The following is a 19,451-nucleotide window of genomic DNA, read 5'->3' as shown; positions in this document are numbered from 1 at the left end:
TTAGTTACTCCCATTACTAAATCTATCAGAGCGATCTGATGATGAAGTAGGTGATGTATTTACATTAGGCTCATTTACTGGTGCATAGTTAGATTTACTACTACGATTGCTCGTATTTTGTTGCTGAATTATTTTATCTAAAGGTAAATACATCATATTATTACCCCCTTCAACATCAATCATAACTTTACTAGTATTGCCATATACTTTTTCCATGGTAGCAATGTATAAACGTTCACGTGTTACTTTTGGAGCTGCTTGATACTCAGGTAAAATTTTCTCAAAACGAGCTACTTCACCTTGCGCGTCTAAGACGATTCGACTTTTATAAGCAATTGCCTCTTGTTCCATACGCTTAGCACGACCACGAGCACGTGGCTCTATGCCTCGAGCATACGCTTCCGCTTCACGTAAAAAACGTACTTCATCTTCTTGTGCTGAAATCGCATCATCAAAAGCATCTTTCACTTCATTTGGTGGACGAGCATCTTTAAAGTTAACATCGACAATAATTAACCCTAAGTTATAAGGAGCGATGATTTTATCTAACTCTTCCCAAACCGACTGACGAATAGACTCACGACCGCTAGTTAAGATATCATCCATATCAGCATGTCCGACAACATAACGAAGTGCACTATCAAGTGATTGATTTAAACTATCATCTGCATCGGTAACACTAAAAACGTAATTACGAGCATCAACTACGCGATACTGAATTTCCATTTCAACACGCACAACATTTTCATCTTTGGTTAACATAAAACCTGATGAAGGCATATTACGCGTACTTTGCATATCAACTGGGATAATGCGATCTATAAAGGTCCATTTCCAGTTAATACCTGGTTCAACAGTACCTGAATATTCTCCAAACTTTAGTACTATGCCCTGTTCAGCTTCTTTAATAGTGTAAAAACCACTAAAGGCATAAACCACAGACGCAACAACAAGAAGGATAGATAGTCCAATATTAGAAAAGCTTTTACCTGATCCAGAACCACCTTTAGTGGTTTTACCACCAAAGATACCGGTAACTTTTTTACCAAGATCATTTAGAAGTTCATCTAGATCTGGTGGCCCTTGATTCTTGCCACCTTTGTTTTTCCAGGGGTCTTTTTCATTATTCCCCGGTTCGTTCCAAGCCATATTGTTCTCCACTAAAGTTGGCGAAAATAAAATTAACGCCCTTACAATTAAAATTCATTTAATGTTTAATCCAATAGGACTAATTCATTGATCCATTTTCTATAATATAATCAGCTAACTCACTGTACTTATTTGCAATTAACCTTTCCCATTCTCGCGATGGCATATTAACTTCAAGGTGACAGTGACCTTGTTCATCAAAAACCTCGCTGGTAACGCAATTTAACTTATACAACTCACCACGTAATTTCCCAGCATTTGGCGGGATACTCAAATGGTGATTTACCACTTGTATATCTAGCCGTTCGGCTAGTGCAGTAAATAATAATTCAGTACCTATATTTGCTTGTGCAGATAGCCATACACGAATTGGCATCCCTTGATCGTCTCTATCTATTCGCGGTTCAATATCATCTAAGTTATCAATTTTATTACAGATAATTAACTGAGGTACGTCATTTGCTTCAATCTCTTTAAGTACGTGTTCTACTTGTTCGATATTTTCGCTACGCCTGTCATCTGAAATATCAACCACATGCAATAACAATTCAGCTTCGCGAGTTTCAGTTAGCGTCGCTTTAAACGCAGCAACCAAATCATGCGGTAAGTGACGAATAAATCCTACCGTATCAGCTAAAATAACACGACCGACTCCGAATAAATCAATTTTTCTTAACGTTGGGTCTAACGTCGCAAAAAGCTGATCCGCGGCATACACTTCCGCTTGTGTTAAGGTATTAAACAGTGTTGATTTACCCGCATTGGTGTAACCCACTAAAGATAAAGTCGGCAACTCTGCTCGAGTTCTCGCTCTTCGTCCCTGCTGTCTTTGTACTTCAACTTTACTTAAACGCTTACGAATATTAACCATACGGTCACGTAATAAACGTCTATCGGTTTCAAGCTGTGTTTCACCAGGCCCTCTAAGGCCGATGCCACCTTTTTGTCTTTCTAAGTGAGTCCAACCTCGAATTAAACGACTACTCATATGACGTAATTGTGCTAATTCAACTTGTAACTTACCTTCATGAGTTCTAGCACGTTGCGCAAAGATATCGAGAATTAAGGTGGTGCGATCAACTACACGACATTCACATAATGCTTCAATATTCTTTTCTTGTGATGGCGTTAAACTATGATTAAACAGAACGACATTAGCACCAACAAGATGAACAGCATCACGAATTTCTTCTGCTTTCCCTGAGCCGACAAAAAATCGAGGGTGAGGAGAACTTCGTTTACCAGTGACAACGGTTAATGCTTGAACACCGGCAGAAGACACTAACATTTTAAATTCGTTAAGGTCTTCTCTACTGCTTTCATCTGGAAAGTCTAAATGAACAAGTACAGCTTGTTCACCCGCTTGATAACGTTCAAACAATAGCGTTAAATCCCAGTACTATAATCAATAGTACTCAAAGAAAGATAAAAAGCTTTAATCATCCGAAGATTGATCGTCCGAGTTAGGTACAGGTGCGGTATTAACAGCACGTGAAGGTACAACAGTAGATATTGCGTGCTTATATACCATCTGACTAACCGTATTTTTAAGGAGAATAACAAACTGGTCGAACGATTCTACTTGTCCTTGTAACTTAATACCGTTAACTAAATATATTGCAACTGGAATGCGATCACGACGTAACGCATTTAAAAATGGGTCTTGTAAAGACTGACCTTTTGCCATTATATGGTCCCTTTTATTATTATTAAACGTTACTGGTTCACTTTAAACTCAGTAACAAAGTATCTGAAAATTTACTATGAAAACAACACAACAAAACGTTGTATTAAATAGCTAACGAATTAATTATACATCAATTTTAAACTATTGCTTTATATTTGCTTGACCTTTAATTCTTTGCGTCAAGCAGTGATAATACTTGGGCTAAATTGGTTTTATCATCTGTTGTCAGCCAATGTAAATCAGGCCAATTCCTTAACCAAGTTAGCTGTCTTTTCGCTAATTGTCTCGTGGCACAAACACCACGAAAAATCATTTCATCGTGGTCAAATTCACCGTCAAGGTATTGCCACATTTGTCTGTAGCCAACACAGCGAATAGATGGTAAGTCTTGGTGTAAGTAATTACGTGATTTTAATTTAATCACTTCTTGCTCAAAACCCAATGCTATCATTTGCTCAAAGCGCATTTCTATTCGCTCATGCAGAGTACTGCGCTCTTTGGGAGCTATAGCTAATTGTAGAACATTGCCGGCGAGCTTAGCACCTTTTATTTGGGTCAATTGTGTCAAAGTGTTACCCGTCAACCTGTGCACTTCTAAGGCTCGAGTAATACGCTGAGGATCATTTGGGTGTATTCGCTCTGCTGAAACAGGATCTATCACAGCTAGCTGATCATGCATATTTTGCCAGCCTTGTGCTAATGCTTCACTCTCAATTGCTTTCCGTATTTCAGCATTTGCTGTTGGTAAAGGTGAAATACCTTCAATTAAGCTTTTAAAGTACATCATAGTACCGCCGACCAACAATGGAATGCGGTTATTACTTCGGATTTCAGCAATTTGGGCTAAAGCATCATGGCAAAAGTCTGCTGCTGAATAACTTTCACTAGCATCGCGTAAATTGATAAGTCTATGAGGGTATTGAGCCAACTCCGCTGCTGTAGGTTTGGCTGTACCAATATCCATATCACGATAAATAAGCGCAGAGTCAACACTGACTATATCGCAAGGTAATGCCTCTTGCAGTGCCATCGCCAAAGCGGTTTTACCCGAAGCGGTTGGCCCCATTAAACAAATAACAGGTGGCTGACTTGATTCTGTGATGCTTTGAACTGACACGAATACTTAACTCTTATTTAGGATGACTAAAGTAACTTCTTAATATGTGATGTAAGGTCAAGAGGGAGAGAATTCAAGAGTAATTGCTGACTAAGTTGTTCATTAAACAATTTTTTTGACAGTTTTAACAAAATATCAGCCTGTGTTTCATCATATTGAGCTAAAACCATCGCTAAACCGATACTATAATGAATATCCGTTTCACAAAGCGACTCGCCACTTTTTAGACTTAAGCTTTTGATAAGTTCATCAAGCATGGTTATAAACGCGTTGCTTACATCTTGCTCACGCAATAACGCCGGAAATTGCCTAATTTGTATTTTATTCTTACTCTGTTCAACAAACACGATACCGGCTTTAGCGAGTAACTCTTGCTCTGCTACTGCGATTTGTTGTTGCTCTTCAGACAGACTTAACATTACCGGCAATAACAGTGGTTGGCTGACCAAGCGTTCTGTTGAGCCCTCTGATAAGTGATCTTTATTTTTCCAGCTCTGCTCAACAAGTTTACCGTAGGTATTTTTCGCTAATTTAAAGAGTGATAAAACTCTGACACCGCTTTCCGCTGCATAAAGAGCATATCCTGGCTGGTAAACGCTTAAAAGAAAGCTTGGGGTAGCGGAGCTCTGCAGCGCTATAACTTCATGCTCTTGTGTAAGAACCTGCGCTGAGTCACTAGAAATCACTTCAGTATGCGGAGTCATTAAAGCTTGATAGTTACTTGCTGCAACTAGCGGAACCTCATTCGACTGTGTTTTTTGACCATTACCACCATAACCTGACTGACGACGACTCGCATCACTAACATGTTGCAAAGGCCTCACATAATCAGCTCGTGGGTAATTCACTGTTGAAGGGCTGACATTTCCTGAATTGGTTACAGAATGGTTTGCTTGCCCCCCACTTACTGCGGAATAAGATTGTTCAGGTACTAGGGTAAGATCACTCTCAGCTGTATTAAATAGCTCTTCCCCTGCTAATGCTGACGTCAACGCTTTATGACAAACTGAATAGATAAAATCATGCACATAACGACTTTGATGAAAACGCACTTCATGTTTTGATGGATGAACATTTACATCCACCTCTCTATGGTCAAGCTGTAAAAAAAGTACAAAGGCTGGATAGGTATCTGGTGGTAGTAAATCGGCATATGCTTGACGAATAGCATGATTAATTAACTTATCACGCATCATCCTGCCATTTACATAGCTATAACAGAGATCATTTTGACTACGTGAGAAACTTGGTTTAGCTAACCAACCCGACAGCGTCATATTGTCATGCGGGCAATCTACTTCAACGGCATGTTCAATAAATTTAGCACCACAAATCATCGCAACACGTTTAGTACATTGCGCATGAGTACTCGCCATACGATACTGTCGAACATTGTTACCGTTATGAGTAAGGGTAAAACTTACTTCAAAATGAGCAAGCGCAATCCGTCGTACTACTTCATCAATATGATTAAATTCGGTTTTTTCGGTACGTAAGAACTTTCGTCGAGCCGGTGTATTGAAAAATAAATCGAGTACTTCAATACTTGTGCCATCGGGATGAGCTGCCGGTTTTATGTTCACTGACATATCCCGACCTTCGGCTATAGCCTGCCAAGCTGTTGCTTGGTCTTTTGGTTTAGATGTTAACGTTAATCGGGAAACCGAGCTAATACTAGCTAATGCTTCACCACGAAAACCTAAGCTATCAATAGCTTCTAAGTCACTCAAATTTTTAATTTTGCTGGTTGCATGACGGCTTAATGCCAAGGTTAATTCATCTTTAACTATGCCATGACCATTATCAGTGATTTTTATCTTTTTGATGCCACCTTTATCAACATCAATATGAATTGATGTTGCACCCGCATCTATACTATTTTCAATCAGTTCTTTAATAACAGATGCAGGGCGTTCGACCACTTCACCTGCAGCAATTTGGTTAGCCAAACGTGCAGGCAATATAGCTATAGTCATAGGAACTTATCCGGTACGGGGAATTTTTAAGGTTTGACCAATTCGTAAAGAATTAGATTTAAGATTGTTTATGGACTTTAGCTTAGTCATAGACGTATTGTAACGTTTTGCCAGCACAGAGAGTGACTCCCCACTACGTACCTTATGTTTCTTATATCCAACCGAAGCAAAATAAGACCCAGTTAAAGGGTGAGCTAAGAAATGGCTTTTAATGCCCTGATGAATGGCATTGGCTAAACGTTGCTGATGCTTAGACCAAGTTAAATTCTTCTCTTCTCTGTGGTTTGAAATAAAACCAGTTTCCACTAAAATTGACGGGATATCTGATGATTTTAACACAGCAAAATTACCATTTTGTGGCGTCTTTTTATGCATTTTGGTTATTTTTTTCATTTCTTTGATTACGTTATTCGCAACACCAAAACTGACAGCAAGAGAATGTTCTTTACTCATATCGGCTAAGGCTAGTGCTAAATGGCTATCTGAAGTATTTTTAATTACACCGCCGCCGCCACCAAGAAGTTCTGACTTTTTCTCTCTATTAACTAACCATCTGGACAACTCAGATTCTGCTCTACGTTTCGTAACAACCCATACTGAAGCCCCACTGGGCACAGGTGTACTAAAAGCATCTGCATGAACTGAGACAAAGAAATCAACATTTTTTTCTCGAGCCAAACTAGTACGGCGATTCAAATCAACATGGTAATCACCCGTACGTATCATGACGGCTTTCATACCTTTTTCTTTATTAATCAACTTTTGTAATTTTTTTGCTATCGCTAAGGTGACGCGCTTTTCATAAGTGCCTTTGCCACCTATTGAGCCTGGATCTTCCCCGCCATGACCGGCATCTATGCCAATGATGATATCACCAGTACTTTGTTTAGGTTTAGAGGTACGTTCTTTACTGCTGGCTTTATCGTAAAGATCGATCACCAAACGGTGACCATATTGCCCCGCGGGTGCTAGCGGAAAAACGGTAAGTTGATAAGACTTGGATAATTCTAACACCAAGCGGGTTTTACCCTTTTTCACGCTTGAACGAAAAAGCTTTACCCGTGGGTCGTTATCGGCAAGGTTTTTTAATGCTACGGCATTGGTTGTATTGGAAAAATCAATGACCAATCGATTTGGTTTACTAAGGGTAAAGTATTTATAATCTGGCTTTTCTTTAACATCAAAAACGATTCGCGTATTTTCTGGCGCTGGCCAAACACGAATACCATCAATGCTATTAGCAGCAAAGGTACTTATCGAAAATAAACTTGATAAAACAATAACACATAGCAAACTTAGCGCACGTAGCTTTGCTAACGTGAGGAGAATTCTCCAATACATCTAACTACCCCAATTTTTTATAACTTTATAATTTGTGCAAGTTCTGTCATCACTTGTTCGCCATGAACAGATTCTGCTTGCAGCTCGATGATTCTTTGTTCATCTTGGTAAGCTATATTAATGATTAAATCTGCTTTAGCCAATAGGCCCGTGCCTTTTTCTGGCCATTCAATAAAGCAGCAACAGTCACTATTAAAATAATCTCTAATGCCCATATATTCTAATTCTTCGGCGTCAGCAAGACGATATAAATCAAAATGAAATATTCGCCACTCAGCTAATTCATACGGTTCAACCAAAGTATACGTAGGGCTTTTTACATTACCTACATGTCCCATTCCTCTAACAAACCCTCGAGTAAGTGTTGTTTTACCTGCACCTAAATCACCATTAAGATACACCACTAATGTTTGCTGAACTGGTGCGTTTTTAAGTACTTCTGCCAAGCCTGAACCAATAGCAATAGTGGCTGCTTCATCAGGTAAAAAATATTCTAATTGCTTCATTTTAATTTTATATACTTCTTTCGACTACGTTACGATGTTAATGACTGAGCATCCTCAGCAACTAATGCATGGTATATACTCACTATCAAGTCACATTGACCATTCTTATTGGCTATAATATCAGCTGTAGCGCCATGAATATATGCTGGCAAGCATGTTGCCTAATAAATATAATCCTTTACTATATCAAAGCGCACATAATGCCACTTATTCCATCACCGAAACCTGCCAATTTATTAACAATAATTTAATACCCATTGAACTAAGTAAGTGTTCATTTTGAAATGGTATAACTATAAAAGTACGATTATTGCAATGTTAGTTCATTACAATAGAAATCTGCATCTGTGAAAATATTAACATGCTTTGACTTCGCGTAACATTCACACCAATTCTAAGGTTCCAATAGCACTATACTCCGATGCCACAGCGAGCTTTTATGATAAACTTACCGGTATGTGATGGTATAGACCCATCAAATATTCAACAAACACCCCTGAGCTGACTATATTTTTATGACAATGTCCCTTATCAACTATCAAGAATTGGCAGAAAAAATTAAATGCTGGGGAAAAGAATTAGGTTTTTCTGATTTAGGCATCAGTGATATAGACTTATCAGCTCATGAAAGTGTGTTAGATAAATGGTTAGCGAATAACTACCACGGCAATATGGATTACATGGCACGCCATGGATTAATGCGTGCTCGACCTGCAGAATTAGTACCCGGTACTATTCGAGTCATTAGCGTACGTTTAGATTACCTGCCACAAAATGCTCAATTTTCTAGTATCCTAAAAGATAAAAACAAAGCGTATATCAGCCGATATGCGCTTGGCCGTGATTATCATAAATTAATGCGTAAACGCTTACAGCAATTAGGAAAAAAAATAGCAGAACATTGCAGTGATTTTAATTGTCGGCCCTTTGTTGATTCAGCACCGGTAATGGAAAGACCGTTAGCAGAAAAAGCGGGACTAGGTTGGGCAGGTAAGCATACTTTATTGATCAATAAAGAAGCGGGTTCTTGGTTTTTTCTGGGTGAGCTATTTGTTGATATTCCTCTACCCGTTAGTAGTAATGAATATAGTGCTAATGCGATCAAAGTTATTGAAACACAAACTAAGGTTAACGACTGCGGCACTTGTGTAGCCTGCATTAAAATCTGTCCCACTAAGGCGATAGTTGAACCGTATACTGTTGATGCCCGGCGTTGCATTTCTTATTTCACTATTGAATCACCCGATGCTATACCTGAAGAGTTACGGCCTTTAATGGGTAATCGTATTTATGGTTGTGATGATTGTCAATTAATTTGTCCTTGGAATAAGTACGCTAAACTCAGTCTTGTTGATGATTTTCAAGCGAGAAATAACCTTGATGATATTAGCTTACTAGAATTGTTTGCTTGGTCAGAAGATTATTTTCTCAATACTTTACAAGGCTCTCCGATAAGACGTATTGGTTTTCAAAGTTGGCTACGTAATATTGCCGTGGCATTAGGTAATGCCCCCTATAGCGATAATATTGTCACAGCATTAACCGAAAAACTATCTGAAGCAAGTGAGCTTGTTATTGAGCATGTTAACTGGGCACTCGCGCAGCAGAACAACAAAAAAATGCTCACCGAGCAAGTTGCAGCAGAGCAAGCGAAAAATCATCGGTTAACTCTACGCTTGATCCGTTCCGTTGAGAAAGGCCTTACTCGAGATGCCTAACCTATACCTATTTAAAGTGCTTAAAGTAAAAGTATCAAATAACTTTTACTGCATTTAGTATATCAATATCAGCTCTCGCTTCATCTAACTCATGTTGAAGGCTCAATAGTTTTTTTATCGCATCGTTTTTTTCTGCGATAACTTTTTTTTCTCTTTCTTTACTATCCACCAATTGTTGCTTAGTTTTTGTCAAAGCAGCCATAATATTTGCAATATCAGAATTTTGAGCAAATTTTTGATCGTCTCGATCATTAACAAAATCATCATCCGCTGAGTTTAATAGCTCTCTAGATTTAAAACTAAAATAATTAATCATCAAACGACCAAGAAAAACGATGCAAGTTAACAGGAAAACAACAAGGTATTGGTTTTCTTCAAGGGATGTCAAAGAGGTTGTTAGTTTCGTTAAAAAATCGCCTTGAGCATTGATAAAATAACTAAATAGCTGATTGTGCCAAAAAAACCAAGTAAAGATATAAATAACAATAAAACTAGGTGCGGGGTTTTGATTCTCGGTGAAAGCGAGTATTGATTTGAGTGTTTTCTTATTAATCACGAAAAGTCCTTTATTACATTCGATTATAGAATCAATTGACAAAATTTATAGTAGAGAAAAGCTATTGAAGTAGGTCTTAGTTACACATTACTAGCCATTGGGTTTATTCTTGTTATGCTCTCGTCTTTGTTGACATAAGCTAGCTATTTTCAGTTTTTCTTCAGTAGAGTAACTTCGCCAAGCGACTATTTCATCAATGTGACGAAAACAGCCCAGACAAAGATCATCACCATCTAAACAACAATTACGTACACAGGGACTTTCTGTTAACTTTACTTGGTTATTGCGATTATAATTACTCAAGGTACTCCTTATACTACGCTATGCTATCTGCATGTTGGTTAATTTCTTGTACCGCTTTTTTGGTTTTACTCAATAAACTAATTTGTACTTTTTCACTATTATTTAACCCTTGAGTAGCTAGCAACGTTTGCCAGTACTGGCATAGTTGTATTAAGTCATCTGCTGCAAGTATCTTACTGTTAATCAATAACGCTTGGATAGCCGCATTCGCTTTTGTAGTATCATCACTGCCAAATGCATGACTTAATTTTTCCACCAAGCATATATTCTCAGTGGTATACTCCTCGAGCATAAAAATAGCTAATTCGGCAGAACCTTGATGTTTTATATAACGCTCAAAGTTAAAACTTCCTGGTGAATAAACGGCTAATGCTTCCCCATGAATACTCTCTTTACTTGCATTAGACTTTACTACTTTTTCAGAGGGTACGCTGACACTGTTTTGCTCTTTTAGCCATGGTTGCATTGCGATTATTAATTCACTTACAGCACCCTGAGCATTTAACTCTTCTACAATCCAGTCAGAATAAGCATTTGATTTCGTAGTAATAGCTGTTAAGCCTACCAAGCTAAATACTGCTCGAACTACGCCCTTTTTATCAGAGGGTTTATCCCCCTCATCAATCATAAAAGAACAGAAAGGCTGGCAGTCTATTTCTGTAATCAACACGGAGAAGCGACCACTTTTCCAATTTTTATCTAACATACGTTCGCAGTTGACAAAGGTAACTTGTAAGCCCATACCTTGCAATAATTGTTGTAAACGTTGATATTGTTCAGGTGATTTTACTGCAAGTAATACCTCTATTGGCATAGCTAAGTACTTAGCGGCTAATTTGACACAGACATTTTCAATTTCAGTTAAATACCCAGGAAATGACTGCATTGGATAGCTTTTTTCTTGCTGATTACGAGTAACCGCTAAAGGTAAAGTAAAACTAAAATCGTAACCTTTATCGGTCAATTTAGCACTAACATCACCGCCATGCTGATATTGTAATAAAGTAATAAAATAATCGCCAAGCTCACTTTTCTCGGCACTCTCATCATTAAAACCTTGCAGTGCTTGTGGCAGTTGTACTATTTTTTCTTTGCCTCCTACGTGGCCACTAAAACATATTTTTTGTTGACCATCATTTTTATCAACCAAGTGTAAGTTTAGCGCTAATTGCCCACCTGTCTGCTGCGATAATAGTAGCCTGATATACACCCCAAACATTTCAGAAAATAATTCTGTATCTAGGTTTACTTCCGTAAGGATTTTTTCATCAATACTCACCAACACGGTATTTTTACAGGTGAATAGTCTATTGCGTAAATTAAGTAAAATAGCCTGTATTTGGCTAACAAGATTTACATCACTTAATGTCAGTACGGCATCATTACTTTGCAAGTATCGATAACAACTCGCTTGCCTTAGTTTTCTCACCAAATTACGACCTTGAAGGTGGGCATGATACAAATAATTATCTTCTGTATTAGCACCATTTTCATCACAGATATTGGCCGTTGTAACCGCACTACGTCCTAATAAGACTAACTGCTTTATAGCGGCTAAATGAAGCTCTTTGCAACGTTCCTGTTCAAGTAATAATTGTGATTTATATTTTTCCATAGCATTAAACTCGAGCAACTCCACTTCAAGTTTTAATTTTTCTTGATTCGAGTTACCTTTAACTATTTGTTTTTCAATGTTTTCATTGTCATCCTTAAGCGCAAGGTACTCTAATTCACTATAACTGCTACTCTTAAGTTCTTGTATTTTATTAGCTATCTGTTCGGACTCATGACTATAAAAATCAGCTTGTTCAAGGTGTAAAAAACTAGCCTTATTCTTCGCTAGTAGAGGCACCTGTTCACCATCTAAAACACGGTCAATAAAGCGAGTAGCTGACTGACTAGCCGACTTGAGTCGAGCTCTAATTAACCAAAGTAACCCTGTTACGAAGCTTAATGCTAAAGCAAAAATAATAAATATCCATAGGGGTAATTGGATTACGGATAAGGCTCGTTCATTAGTGGCTATATTGTCATTAATTAAAGGATTTTCCGCTTGATTACTGCCGGATGTAGAGTCAAGAATACTATGTAATTGTTGTTGTTGAACAACAAGCTGTTGTTGGTAATCATCCATCAAAGTTAAGTGAGCTTGCCACTTAACTAATAAGCCACGTTTTAATATAAGGTCTTCAAAACGAATAAAGTCTCTGACAATATCGGCTATAGCCAGACTTTCATTCTGTAAATGAGCCAGTTGTTTAGCATAATCGGCACTAAACATTGAATTTATTTGATCATCTAGCTGTTCGAAAGTAGTAAGTGGCGTTTGCAAACTTAAGCGCTTTAGCATGACCACTATATTGGTGGTTTTTCTTTCTACTTTAGATAATAGTTCGACTTGACTAGGACTTCTTTGTGAATTATTTAATTGAATTTTTATAGCATCAAGTAAGGTATCAAGTTGAATTAATGCTCTATTTTTCAACAGATCATTTCTTGTTTGGCTTGACTCAATACGAGTAATTAAATTGGTAGCAAGATTATTAGTAGTAAACCACTGCTGATAAATGTTTTTATGCTCTGATTTTAGTAACGATAACTTTTTACTTTGTAATGAGAGTGTATGTTGTAAGGTAATCAATTCAGAGGCATTGCCATTTTTCAAAATGCCATCAATGAGCTTATTGGTATTAATCAAATAAGTTTGCTGAATAAACTGCGTTTGCAGCGGTACTAGATGGTCAGTTATTAGCGCTTGAGAAGAGGTAGATTGCTGAGAAAAAATCAGTAATGCTGAAGATAATGCAACAACAACAACCAAGAATATAGCAATAAGATATACAGTAAAGTATTGATAAAATGGTGCTGCTGTACTCTCGATTTCAATAGCTTGCTTAGCAAGTAAATTGTTACCGTTTTCACCCGATTTATTTGTGCTCATATCTTATCTACATAGTCCAATTCCCTTGAACCATATTTTATACCATATCGCCTCTCAAGGCATTAAGGATCGCGCTTTACTTAGTTCTTTTTTTACTTACCCATGCCCATTCCATCTGGCATTCTATAGGTGCTTGCCCTGATTCATCCTCTATCGTTACAGGTACGAAAATACTGCCTTTTTCTTCTTGAGAAATGAGTGCAATCTGCTCATCTGATAACCGAGAAACCGCAGTTAATCCACCTTGCATACGTCGTTGATAATTTACCTGCATAGACTTAAGAAGAGGTAGCTTTGAATCAGGAACATTCATACCAAAAACTATACCTGTGGCAGACTCAGCTAACACGGCTGCGGCAATTGCATGGATACCACCAATGTGATTTTGCACTGCCTTTTTATTCGCTAAGCATAACTTTGTTTTTTGGGGAGTAATTTCCTTAATTACAATACCTGTGGTGCCAGCAAATTTGACTTTACTGGAAAATAGTTTCGTTAATAAAAATGATCGTATGAACCTTGGTGTTTTGTTAACTTTGCTAATGATGGTACTGAATTTATTGGCCATTGAATTATCTTCTTTAATTTAAATTTTAAAATCATGTAATTCATTATGCATACTAACTGGTCGGATCACTAGAGTTTATTAACTCAGCTAATTCTTCTATTGAGTCTTCGCTGAATACTTTTATGCCATGCTGACGTAAAATCTGAGTGGTTAAGCCTTCACCGGTAATCTTTTTTTGAGAAAAAGTTCCATCATAAATAGTATTACTACCGCATGAGGGGCTTGATTCTTTTAATAGCGCAAACTGAATATTTTGCCGCTGACATAAATGTAATGCCTGCTTAGCTCCGTTAGTAAACTGCTGAGTGACATCAACAAATTCAATGGTAATAACTTTGTTTGTTATTTGGTTTATTTCTGCCGGCGGCCTTGGGACAGGTAAGCCCGAGATAACTTCAGGACATATAGAAAATAACCGTCCCTGCTTTTGCCATTGTTGCAATAACTTACTCTCAAGCGTTTGTACTATGCCATTATAACGGACACGCTTACCTAAAAAGCAGGCACTGACTAAAATGTTATCAATCGGTTTGTCGTTGAGGTTCATTTTTTTGTTATTGCCAAGTGAAGAGTCGCTAACTCTTGTGTACTTGCACTATCTTGCCCTTCAATCCAACATGATTGACTATAATAATCGAAATTCAAGACAAAATAACCATCATGCCAATTAAAGCGAATGTTCTCTCGATCAGCGCCAATGATTTTGTCCTGTATTACAATAGGTTCAATGGATAAAAATAGTAGGACAATTAATTCATTAATATCTTCTTGATACCAGTCGATTTTAAATTTCACGTTCAAGTGATCGGCATGATACGTCAACGATTCAAGACTTTGTAAGGTTGGTAAAGCGCTCATAATGTTCAGTTTTATTTTCTGGTAGAATATAGTTAATTATACGACTAAAGCTTGATGTTAATCAGAAGTTTTGATAAAAAAATCAACGACAAGTTACAATAATTTTCATATACTCGAAACAGATAATTTATCTTTGTAACTCAACTATCATGCTTGCATTTTATCTGGTTACAAAACCTTTAAATCAAAGAGAGTGAAACTATGAATAAACTTATACTTGCTGTTGCAACAGCAACGGTTATGATGGCATCTCCTGTGTTTGCTGGCGATGCAGCCGCAGGTAAAACAAAGTCAGCAATGTGTGCAGCTTGTCATGGTGCCGCTGGTATTTCTGCTATACCTATGTACCCTAACTTAGCAGGTCAAAAAGAAGCTTACCTTGCTAAGCAACTTAAAGATTTTATATCTGGCAACCGTAAAGATCCTGTAATGTCAGCGATGGCTGCAGGTCTTTCTGAAGCTGACGTGGCTAATTTAGCGACTTATTACGCTAAGATTAAGTAAGCTTTCGATTTTTGAGTCCTGTAAATAGCCCCTGTTTAACTAAGTTAAATAGGGGCTTTTTTGTAGGTGATGATGATAACAAATAGTTATACCAATTCCGTTAAATTATTGACCACTTGTACTGGCTAAAATTCTCCATGACGGCGTTGCTTTCAATCCCAATAGCCAGCTATTGGTCAATCAAGCGCCTTGCCCTGAAATATTTTTACTTCGTACAACAAGATCAGAAACTTATCGGAATTGGTATTAATGTCATTCCCGAAATGTCTTATGGGAATCAAACAGCTGGATCTTCGATCAGATACCTCGAAGATGACGATAAGTTGTAAATCGCTGAGTTCCCTACATCGCCATGTTAATTTTAATCATTGCCTCAGCCATTCATTATTACTAAGTCGATTAATAACATACTCCACAATATCTACTCAGATTTAACTTCATATATTTCAGGCATAAAAAAACCTCCATTTGGAGGTTTTTATTTTAAAACTTAATTGATAGTTAAATCATTGAAGTTTTAAGTCATAAGCAATATTAAGCTTTACGACGTGCTGCGCCAGCTAAACCCATAAGAGCTAAACCGAAAAGAGCGATTGAAGTAGGCTCTGGTACTTTATTAAAGAATTGACCATTAGATTGCGTAGTATACAAATCCAAAGCTCCTCTAATCGCTGATTTAGTCATAACAATATCAGATACGTCAAATAACGGGTCGTTGTTGTAATCTAATTCAGCAGCGGCTGAACCACCAGTAACACTTAACTCCATTGTAGTAAAAACATCACCACCTAACTTACCATAGCTATCAATATCAAATGATGCCCAAAGATCGCCATCAGTTGCTTCAATAACCTGAGTATACGCAGTATTTGAAGCAGCAGTTCCGTTACTAAAGTTACCAATTTCTAGGGCATTGTTACCAAGGATGTCAACATAAGGAGTGTTATGATCCTTATCCATATATACGTTTAAAAAAGCATTAGTTGTATCGTAAACTACGCCAGCAGAAGATACAGATTCCACAACAAGTCCACCAAATGAGAATGTTAATTCACAAAAGTTACAGACAGTAGGGTTAAAAGTATAACCTACTCCACGAGATTCAAAGAAACCATTAAACTCACCAACACCTACTAATTCAGTACCAACTGCAGCTAGAACAGTGTTACCTGTTGTAGTATTTGTAAACCACTCTTGAAAAGTAAATCCTGCCGCAACGCCATTATTACGTTCAGTTTCATCCCATGAAATGCCACCAGCAGTGATTTCATCAGCAGAAACAGTTGTACTTGCTAAAGCAATGACAGAAGCCGCTATTATTGTTTTAAAGTTATTCATTATATCCTTTACCCTTATGTGTAGTTATATCATTCCTGATTTCATGCTTATTAACATTTAATCATCTTGGCCAACAAGCTATCTTAACCCTTGTAAAGCATTAAGTGTGCCAACATCAATAAATCGTTACAATACAGAAACTTAACTAGGGCTCGGTATTTCGTATTTTTAATCTGTAAAATTTACTGACACAAGATTACAAATATATAGTTACTGCTTTTTTTCATTTTCTCTTCGCTTAACAAGCGCCATAGCTTCAGCTATTTTTTCCTTTACCTCTGTACTAACAGACCCCCTGTTCAACGCATTTTCAAGCGCTAATATGCCTTTAGTAAACTCATCATTAGCAATTAATATCACACCGTATGATTCTTGTATCGCTAAACTATCACCTTGCAATTTTTTCGCTTTCTCAATATTTTTTAGTGCTGCCTTGACTTGCCCTGCTTTGTATTGAAACCAGGCAAGATTATTAAATATTAACGCTTTACCTGGAGAAGATTTAGATAACGATAGATACTGAATTATTTTTTTAGTGTGATCTTTCTCACTATACAAACTAACCAAAAGTAAACGTACTTGCTCATTTTCGGGGTGCTTTTCAATGAACTTCTCTAGTAGTTTTTCAGCTTCATTAGCTTGCCCTGACAGTTTAAGTGCACGAGCAAGACTTATCAGGTTAATCTGATCAGCCTTTAGCTCATAAGCTGAAGAAAAGGCATCAACAGCTTCTTGATATTTTTTTTCATACAGCGCTATTTCACCTGTTACCATGTCTAATAGATGATGCGAAACTTGTTTGTTTTTTAATTTGGCTAACATCTCTTTGGCCTGAATAACATTATTATTTTTGGCTTCAAGATAAGTAAGTAGAACAGAAATTCTGTCGCTCTCTTTATAGTAACTATATGCCTTACGTGCTTGCACTAATGCCTGAGGGTATTTTTTTAGACTACTTAATGTACCTATATAGCGTACATTGAGCAGTAAACTCTGAGGTTCGATTATCAGTCCCTGAGAATAAGCTATGTTCGATTTCATAACGTCTTGTTTTTGTAAATAACTATCTCCTAGTACCATATAATAAGATGAGGTTAACTTTACCTCTGTTGATATTTGTTCTAACACAATTATAGATTCAGCGATTTTATTATTTATCCGCAAACTTTGCGCAAGTGCAATAGTCAATTTTAAGCTATCTTGGTATTCATGAGCCGATAAAAGCTCAATCACGTCTTTTACCATTTTTTCATTATTAGCAAGCGATATAAGATTTTTTAACGTACCTAAGTGAACATTAGAAATAGCAAGTACTCGCTTATAAAATGCTAACGCTGCTTGGTGCTGATTATTCTTTTGTTTCAATAAGCCCAAATTGAACAAACTAGCAATATTCTCTGGTTTTAATAACAAAACTTGCTCAAAATTTTGCGCAGCTTTCGCTTGGTCATTATGTTTAACGTAAATAATACCTTGCAATAATAAACCTAAGTATTTGCTTTCAAGCGCTGATTTAAGTTCGTCTGCTATTTGCTGGGCTTTAGTATTTTCGTCCTGTTTCAAATACTCGATAGCTAATGCTAACTCATTGTCTACTCGTTGTTCGTTTTGTTGAATTACCTCTGCTTCTGTTGATGGAATTTTACTATTTCTCGGTAATTGTTTAGATTTATCTATTAATGCTAAAGCACTATCTAGCTCGCCAATACTTATTAAATTGGCGGTGGTCGCTGCGAGCAAGTTCACATCATCAGGCGTTAACTCTTGTAGCTCAGATAGGCTTTCTGCCGTCTCAGCATAATAACCAAGCTTAAGTTTAGCAACGTTTAATATTTTTTTTACCGGATGAGTATTTGGCAAATATTTATCGATTGCTCTCAGGTGGGTATAGGCTTGTTCAATATCATTTAAATGATATGAACTAACACCTGAAATAAGTCTCACAATAACCGCGTCTTCATCCTGATGTATCGCCTTATTGGCATAATTTCTTGCTTCACTATAATTTTTATTCTGATATTCAAGCTGTGCTTTAAATTGTAAAGCTAAGGGGGAGTCTTTGAACAGTTTCAGTAAAGAATCTGTGATTACAGTCGCTTGTTCGTATTTACCTGCTTTGATCTGGCTATCGGCTAAGAAGAAGCGAATGTTATGATCAAGCGGATAACTAGCTAAATACTGTGTAAATGAACCAATAGCTTGTTCATAATCAGTTAGCGCAAAATGTAAGTAACCTTGTAACAAAGATGCTTCGGAAAATGTACCCTGCTCTGTTAACAAGTTATTTATGATCGGCAATCCTTGTGCAAAATCTCTCTCAATATAAATAAGATAAACCTGCGAAAGTTTACTGTAAGCACTCTCAGGTAAAATGGCGGCAGCTTGGGAAAAATAATCTTGGGCTTTAGCTACTTGACCATTAGCAAGCATAGCCATGCCGGCATAACTTAAAACGGTAAGATAGTCATTATCGTTTAGCTCCTCACTTAACTTAACTAATTGCTCAACTTCTTCGAACTTATCTAGCCGAGTTTTTACCTGTGCTAACAGTGTTGCTGCTTGTGCATAGCTGATTCCAAGCTCTACCGCTCTATCTAATTCTTTTTCAGCACTAATATAGTTACCTTGATTAAGGTATGTCTGACCTAACCCTAGACGCGCTTCAGCACTTTGTGGTGCTAAACGCACGGCATTTTTATAATCTATAATGGCGTTAGAAAATTTTCCTTGCTGGCTATATAGATTAGCGCTGGCAATTAATTGCTCTGCTGTTTTTTGTTCGCTACAAGCACTTAAGCTCAGTGCTAGCGTTATTGCAGATGTTATAATTATTTTATTCATGAGAAGTCCTTTAATGAAATTTTGAGCTATTCACCTGAAACTAAGGTA

General features: G+C 37.2%; 18 protein-coding genes. 2 read left to right on the top strand and 16 right to left on the bottom strand.

Annotated features, from left to right (window positions below):
• From hflK to CXF85_RS23345, 8 genes are all read right to left on the bottom strand, one after another.
• Positions 1-1,149 (bottom strand): FtsH protease activity modulator HflK, encoded by a 1,149-nt coding sequence (gene hflK / locus CXF85_RS19370; protein WP_101230268.1) that lies wholly within the window; start codon positions 1,147-1,149, stop codon positions 1-3.
• 79 nt (positions 1,150-1,228) lie between these two features.
• A complete protein-coding gene (hflX, locus tag CXF85_RS19365; protein WP_101230267.1) occupies positions 1,229-2,530 on the bottom strand; it encodes a ribosome rescue GTPase HflX in 1,302 nt (433 codons plus the stop codon).
• 54 nt (positions 2,531-2,584) lie between these two features.
• On the bottom strand, positions 2,585-2,836 hold the full coding sequence (gene hfq / locus CXF85_RS19360; protein ID WP_101230266.1) for an RNA chaperone Hfq: 252 nt from the start codon (positions 2,834-2,836) through the stop codon (positions 2,585-2,587).
• A gap of 166 nt (positions 2,837-3,002) precedes the next feature.
• A complete protein-coding gene (gene miaA / locus CXF85_RS19355; protein ID WP_198555715.1) occupies positions 3,003-3,938 on the bottom strand; it encodes a tRNA (adenosine(37)-N6)-dimethylallyltransferase MiaA in 936 nt (311 codons plus the stop codon).
• 41 nt (positions 3,939-3,979) lie between these two features.
• Complete coding sequence (gene mutL / locus CXF85_RS19350; RefSeq protein ID WP_101230264.1) at positions 3,980-5,929, bottom strand: DNA mismatch repair endonuclease MutL; 1,950 nt, start codon at positions 5,927-5,929, stop codon at positions 3,980-3,982.
• Between the two features lie 6 nt (positions 5,930-5,935).
• Complete coding sequence (locus CXF85_RS19345; protein ID WP_101230263.1) at positions 5,936-7,270, bottom strand: N-acetylmuramoyl-L-alanine amidase; 1,335 nt, start codon at positions 7,268-7,270, stop codon at positions 5,936-5,938.
• 17 nt (positions 7,271-7,287) lie between these two features.
• The gene (tsaE, locus tag CXF85_RS19340; RefSeq protein WP_101230262.1) at positions 7,288-7,776 is read right to left on the bottom strand and encodes a tRNA (adenosine(37)-N6)-threonylcarbamoyltransferase complex ATPase subunit type 1 TsaE; all 489 of its coding nucleotides are present in this window, start codon (positions 7,774-7,776) and stop codon (positions 7,288-7,290) included.
• 29 nt (positions 7,777-7,805) lie between these two features.
• The gene (locus CXF85_RS23345; protein ID WP_269801202.1) at positions 7,806-7,928 is read right to left on the bottom strand and encodes a hypothetical protein; all 123 of its coding nucleotides are present in this window, start codon (positions 7,926-7,928) and stop codon (positions 7,806-7,808) included.
• Positions 7,929-8,291: 363 nt separating this feature from the next.
• On the opposite strand from CXF85_RS23345, the gene queG reads away from it, so the two are divergent.
• A complete protein-coding gene (gene queG / locus CXF85_RS19335) occupies positions 8,292-9,494 on the top strand; it encodes a tRNA epoxyqueuosine(34) reductase QueG (protein WP_101230261.1) in 1,203 nt (400 codons plus the stop codon).
• Positions 9,495-9,528: 34 nt separating this feature from the next.
• Here queG and CXF85_RS19330 read toward each other — a convergent pair whose 3' ends face one another.
• From CXF85_RS19330 to CXF85_RS19305, 6 genes are all read right to left on the bottom strand, one after another.
• Positions 9,529-10,050 (bottom strand): hypothetical protein, encoded by a 522-nt coding sequence (locus CXF85_RS19330; protein ID WP_232771268.1) that lies wholly within the window; start codon positions 10,048-10,050, stop codon positions 9,529-9,531.
• A 90-nt stretch (positions 10,051-10,140) separates the two neighbouring features.
• Complete coding sequence (locus tag CXF85_RS19325) at positions 10,141-10,353, bottom strand: DUF1289 domain-containing protein (RefSeq protein ID WP_101230260.1); 213 nt, start codon at positions 10,351-10,353, stop codon at positions 10,141-10,143.
• Between the two features lie 13 nt (positions 10,354-10,366).
• Positions 10,367-13,294 carry a hypothetical protein gene (locus tag CXF85_RS19320; protein WP_101230259.1) on the bottom strand — a complete coding sequence of 976 codons (2,928 nt, stop codon included), beginning with the start codon at positions 13,292-13,294 and terminating at the stop codon, positions 10,367-10,369.
• Positions 13,295-13,370: 76 nt separating this feature from the next.
• Positions 13,371-13,862, bottom strand: a complete 492-nt coding sequence (locus CXF85_RS19315; protein ID WP_101230258.1) for a DUF4442 domain-containing protein — start codon at positions 13,860-13,862, stop codon at positions 13,371-13,373.
• 52 nt (positions 13,863-13,914) lie between these two features.
• Entirely contained in the window at positions 13,915-14,409 is a 495-nt protein-coding gene (locus CXF85_RS19310; RefSeq protein WP_101230257.1) for a DUF523 domain-containing protein, read from the bottom strand.
• Entirely contained in the window at positions 14,406-14,720 is a 315-nt protein-coding gene (locus CXF85_RS19305; RefSeq protein WP_101230256.1) for a DUF3630 family protein, read from the bottom strand. The genes CXF85_RS19310 and CXF85_RS19305 overlap by 4 nt, the downstream gene beginning before the upstream one ends.
• A 201-nt stretch (positions 14,721-14,921) precedes the next feature.
• Here CXF85_RS19305 and CXF85_RS19300 point away from each other — a divergent pair, with 201 nt between their 5' ends.
• On the top strand, positions 14,922-15,224 hold the full coding sequence (locus tag CXF85_RS19300; RefSeq protein ID WP_101230255.1) for a c-type cytochrome: 303 nt from the start codon (positions 14,922-14,924) through the stop codon (positions 15,222-15,224).
• A 534-nt stretch (positions 15,225-15,758) separates the two neighbouring features.
• Here CXF85_RS19300 and CXF85_RS19295 read toward each other — a convergent pair.
• A complete protein-coding gene (locus tag CXF85_RS19295; protein ID WP_101230254.1) occupies positions 15,759-16,562 on the bottom strand; it encodes a PEP-CTERM sorting domain-containing protein in 804 nt (267 codons plus the stop codon).
• A gap of 210 nt (positions 16,563-16,772) precedes the next feature.
• A complete protein-coding gene (gene prsT, locus CXF85_RS19290; protein ID WP_101230253.1) occupies positions 16,773-19,403 on the bottom strand; it encodes an XrtA/PEP-CTERM system TPR-repeat protein PrsT in 2,631 nt (876 codons plus the stop codon).
• Positions 19,404-19,451 lie beyond the last annotated feature (48 nt).

It is taken from the genome of Colwellia sp. 75C3, assembly GCF_002836255.1.
In the GTDB taxonomy this organism is placed as follows: domain Bacteria; phylum Pseudomonadota; class Gammaproteobacteria; order Enterobacterales; family Alteromonadaceae; genus Colwellia.
Note: the sequence above shows the minus strand (reverse complement) of the source record. Positions and strands in the feature narration are given on the sequence as shown.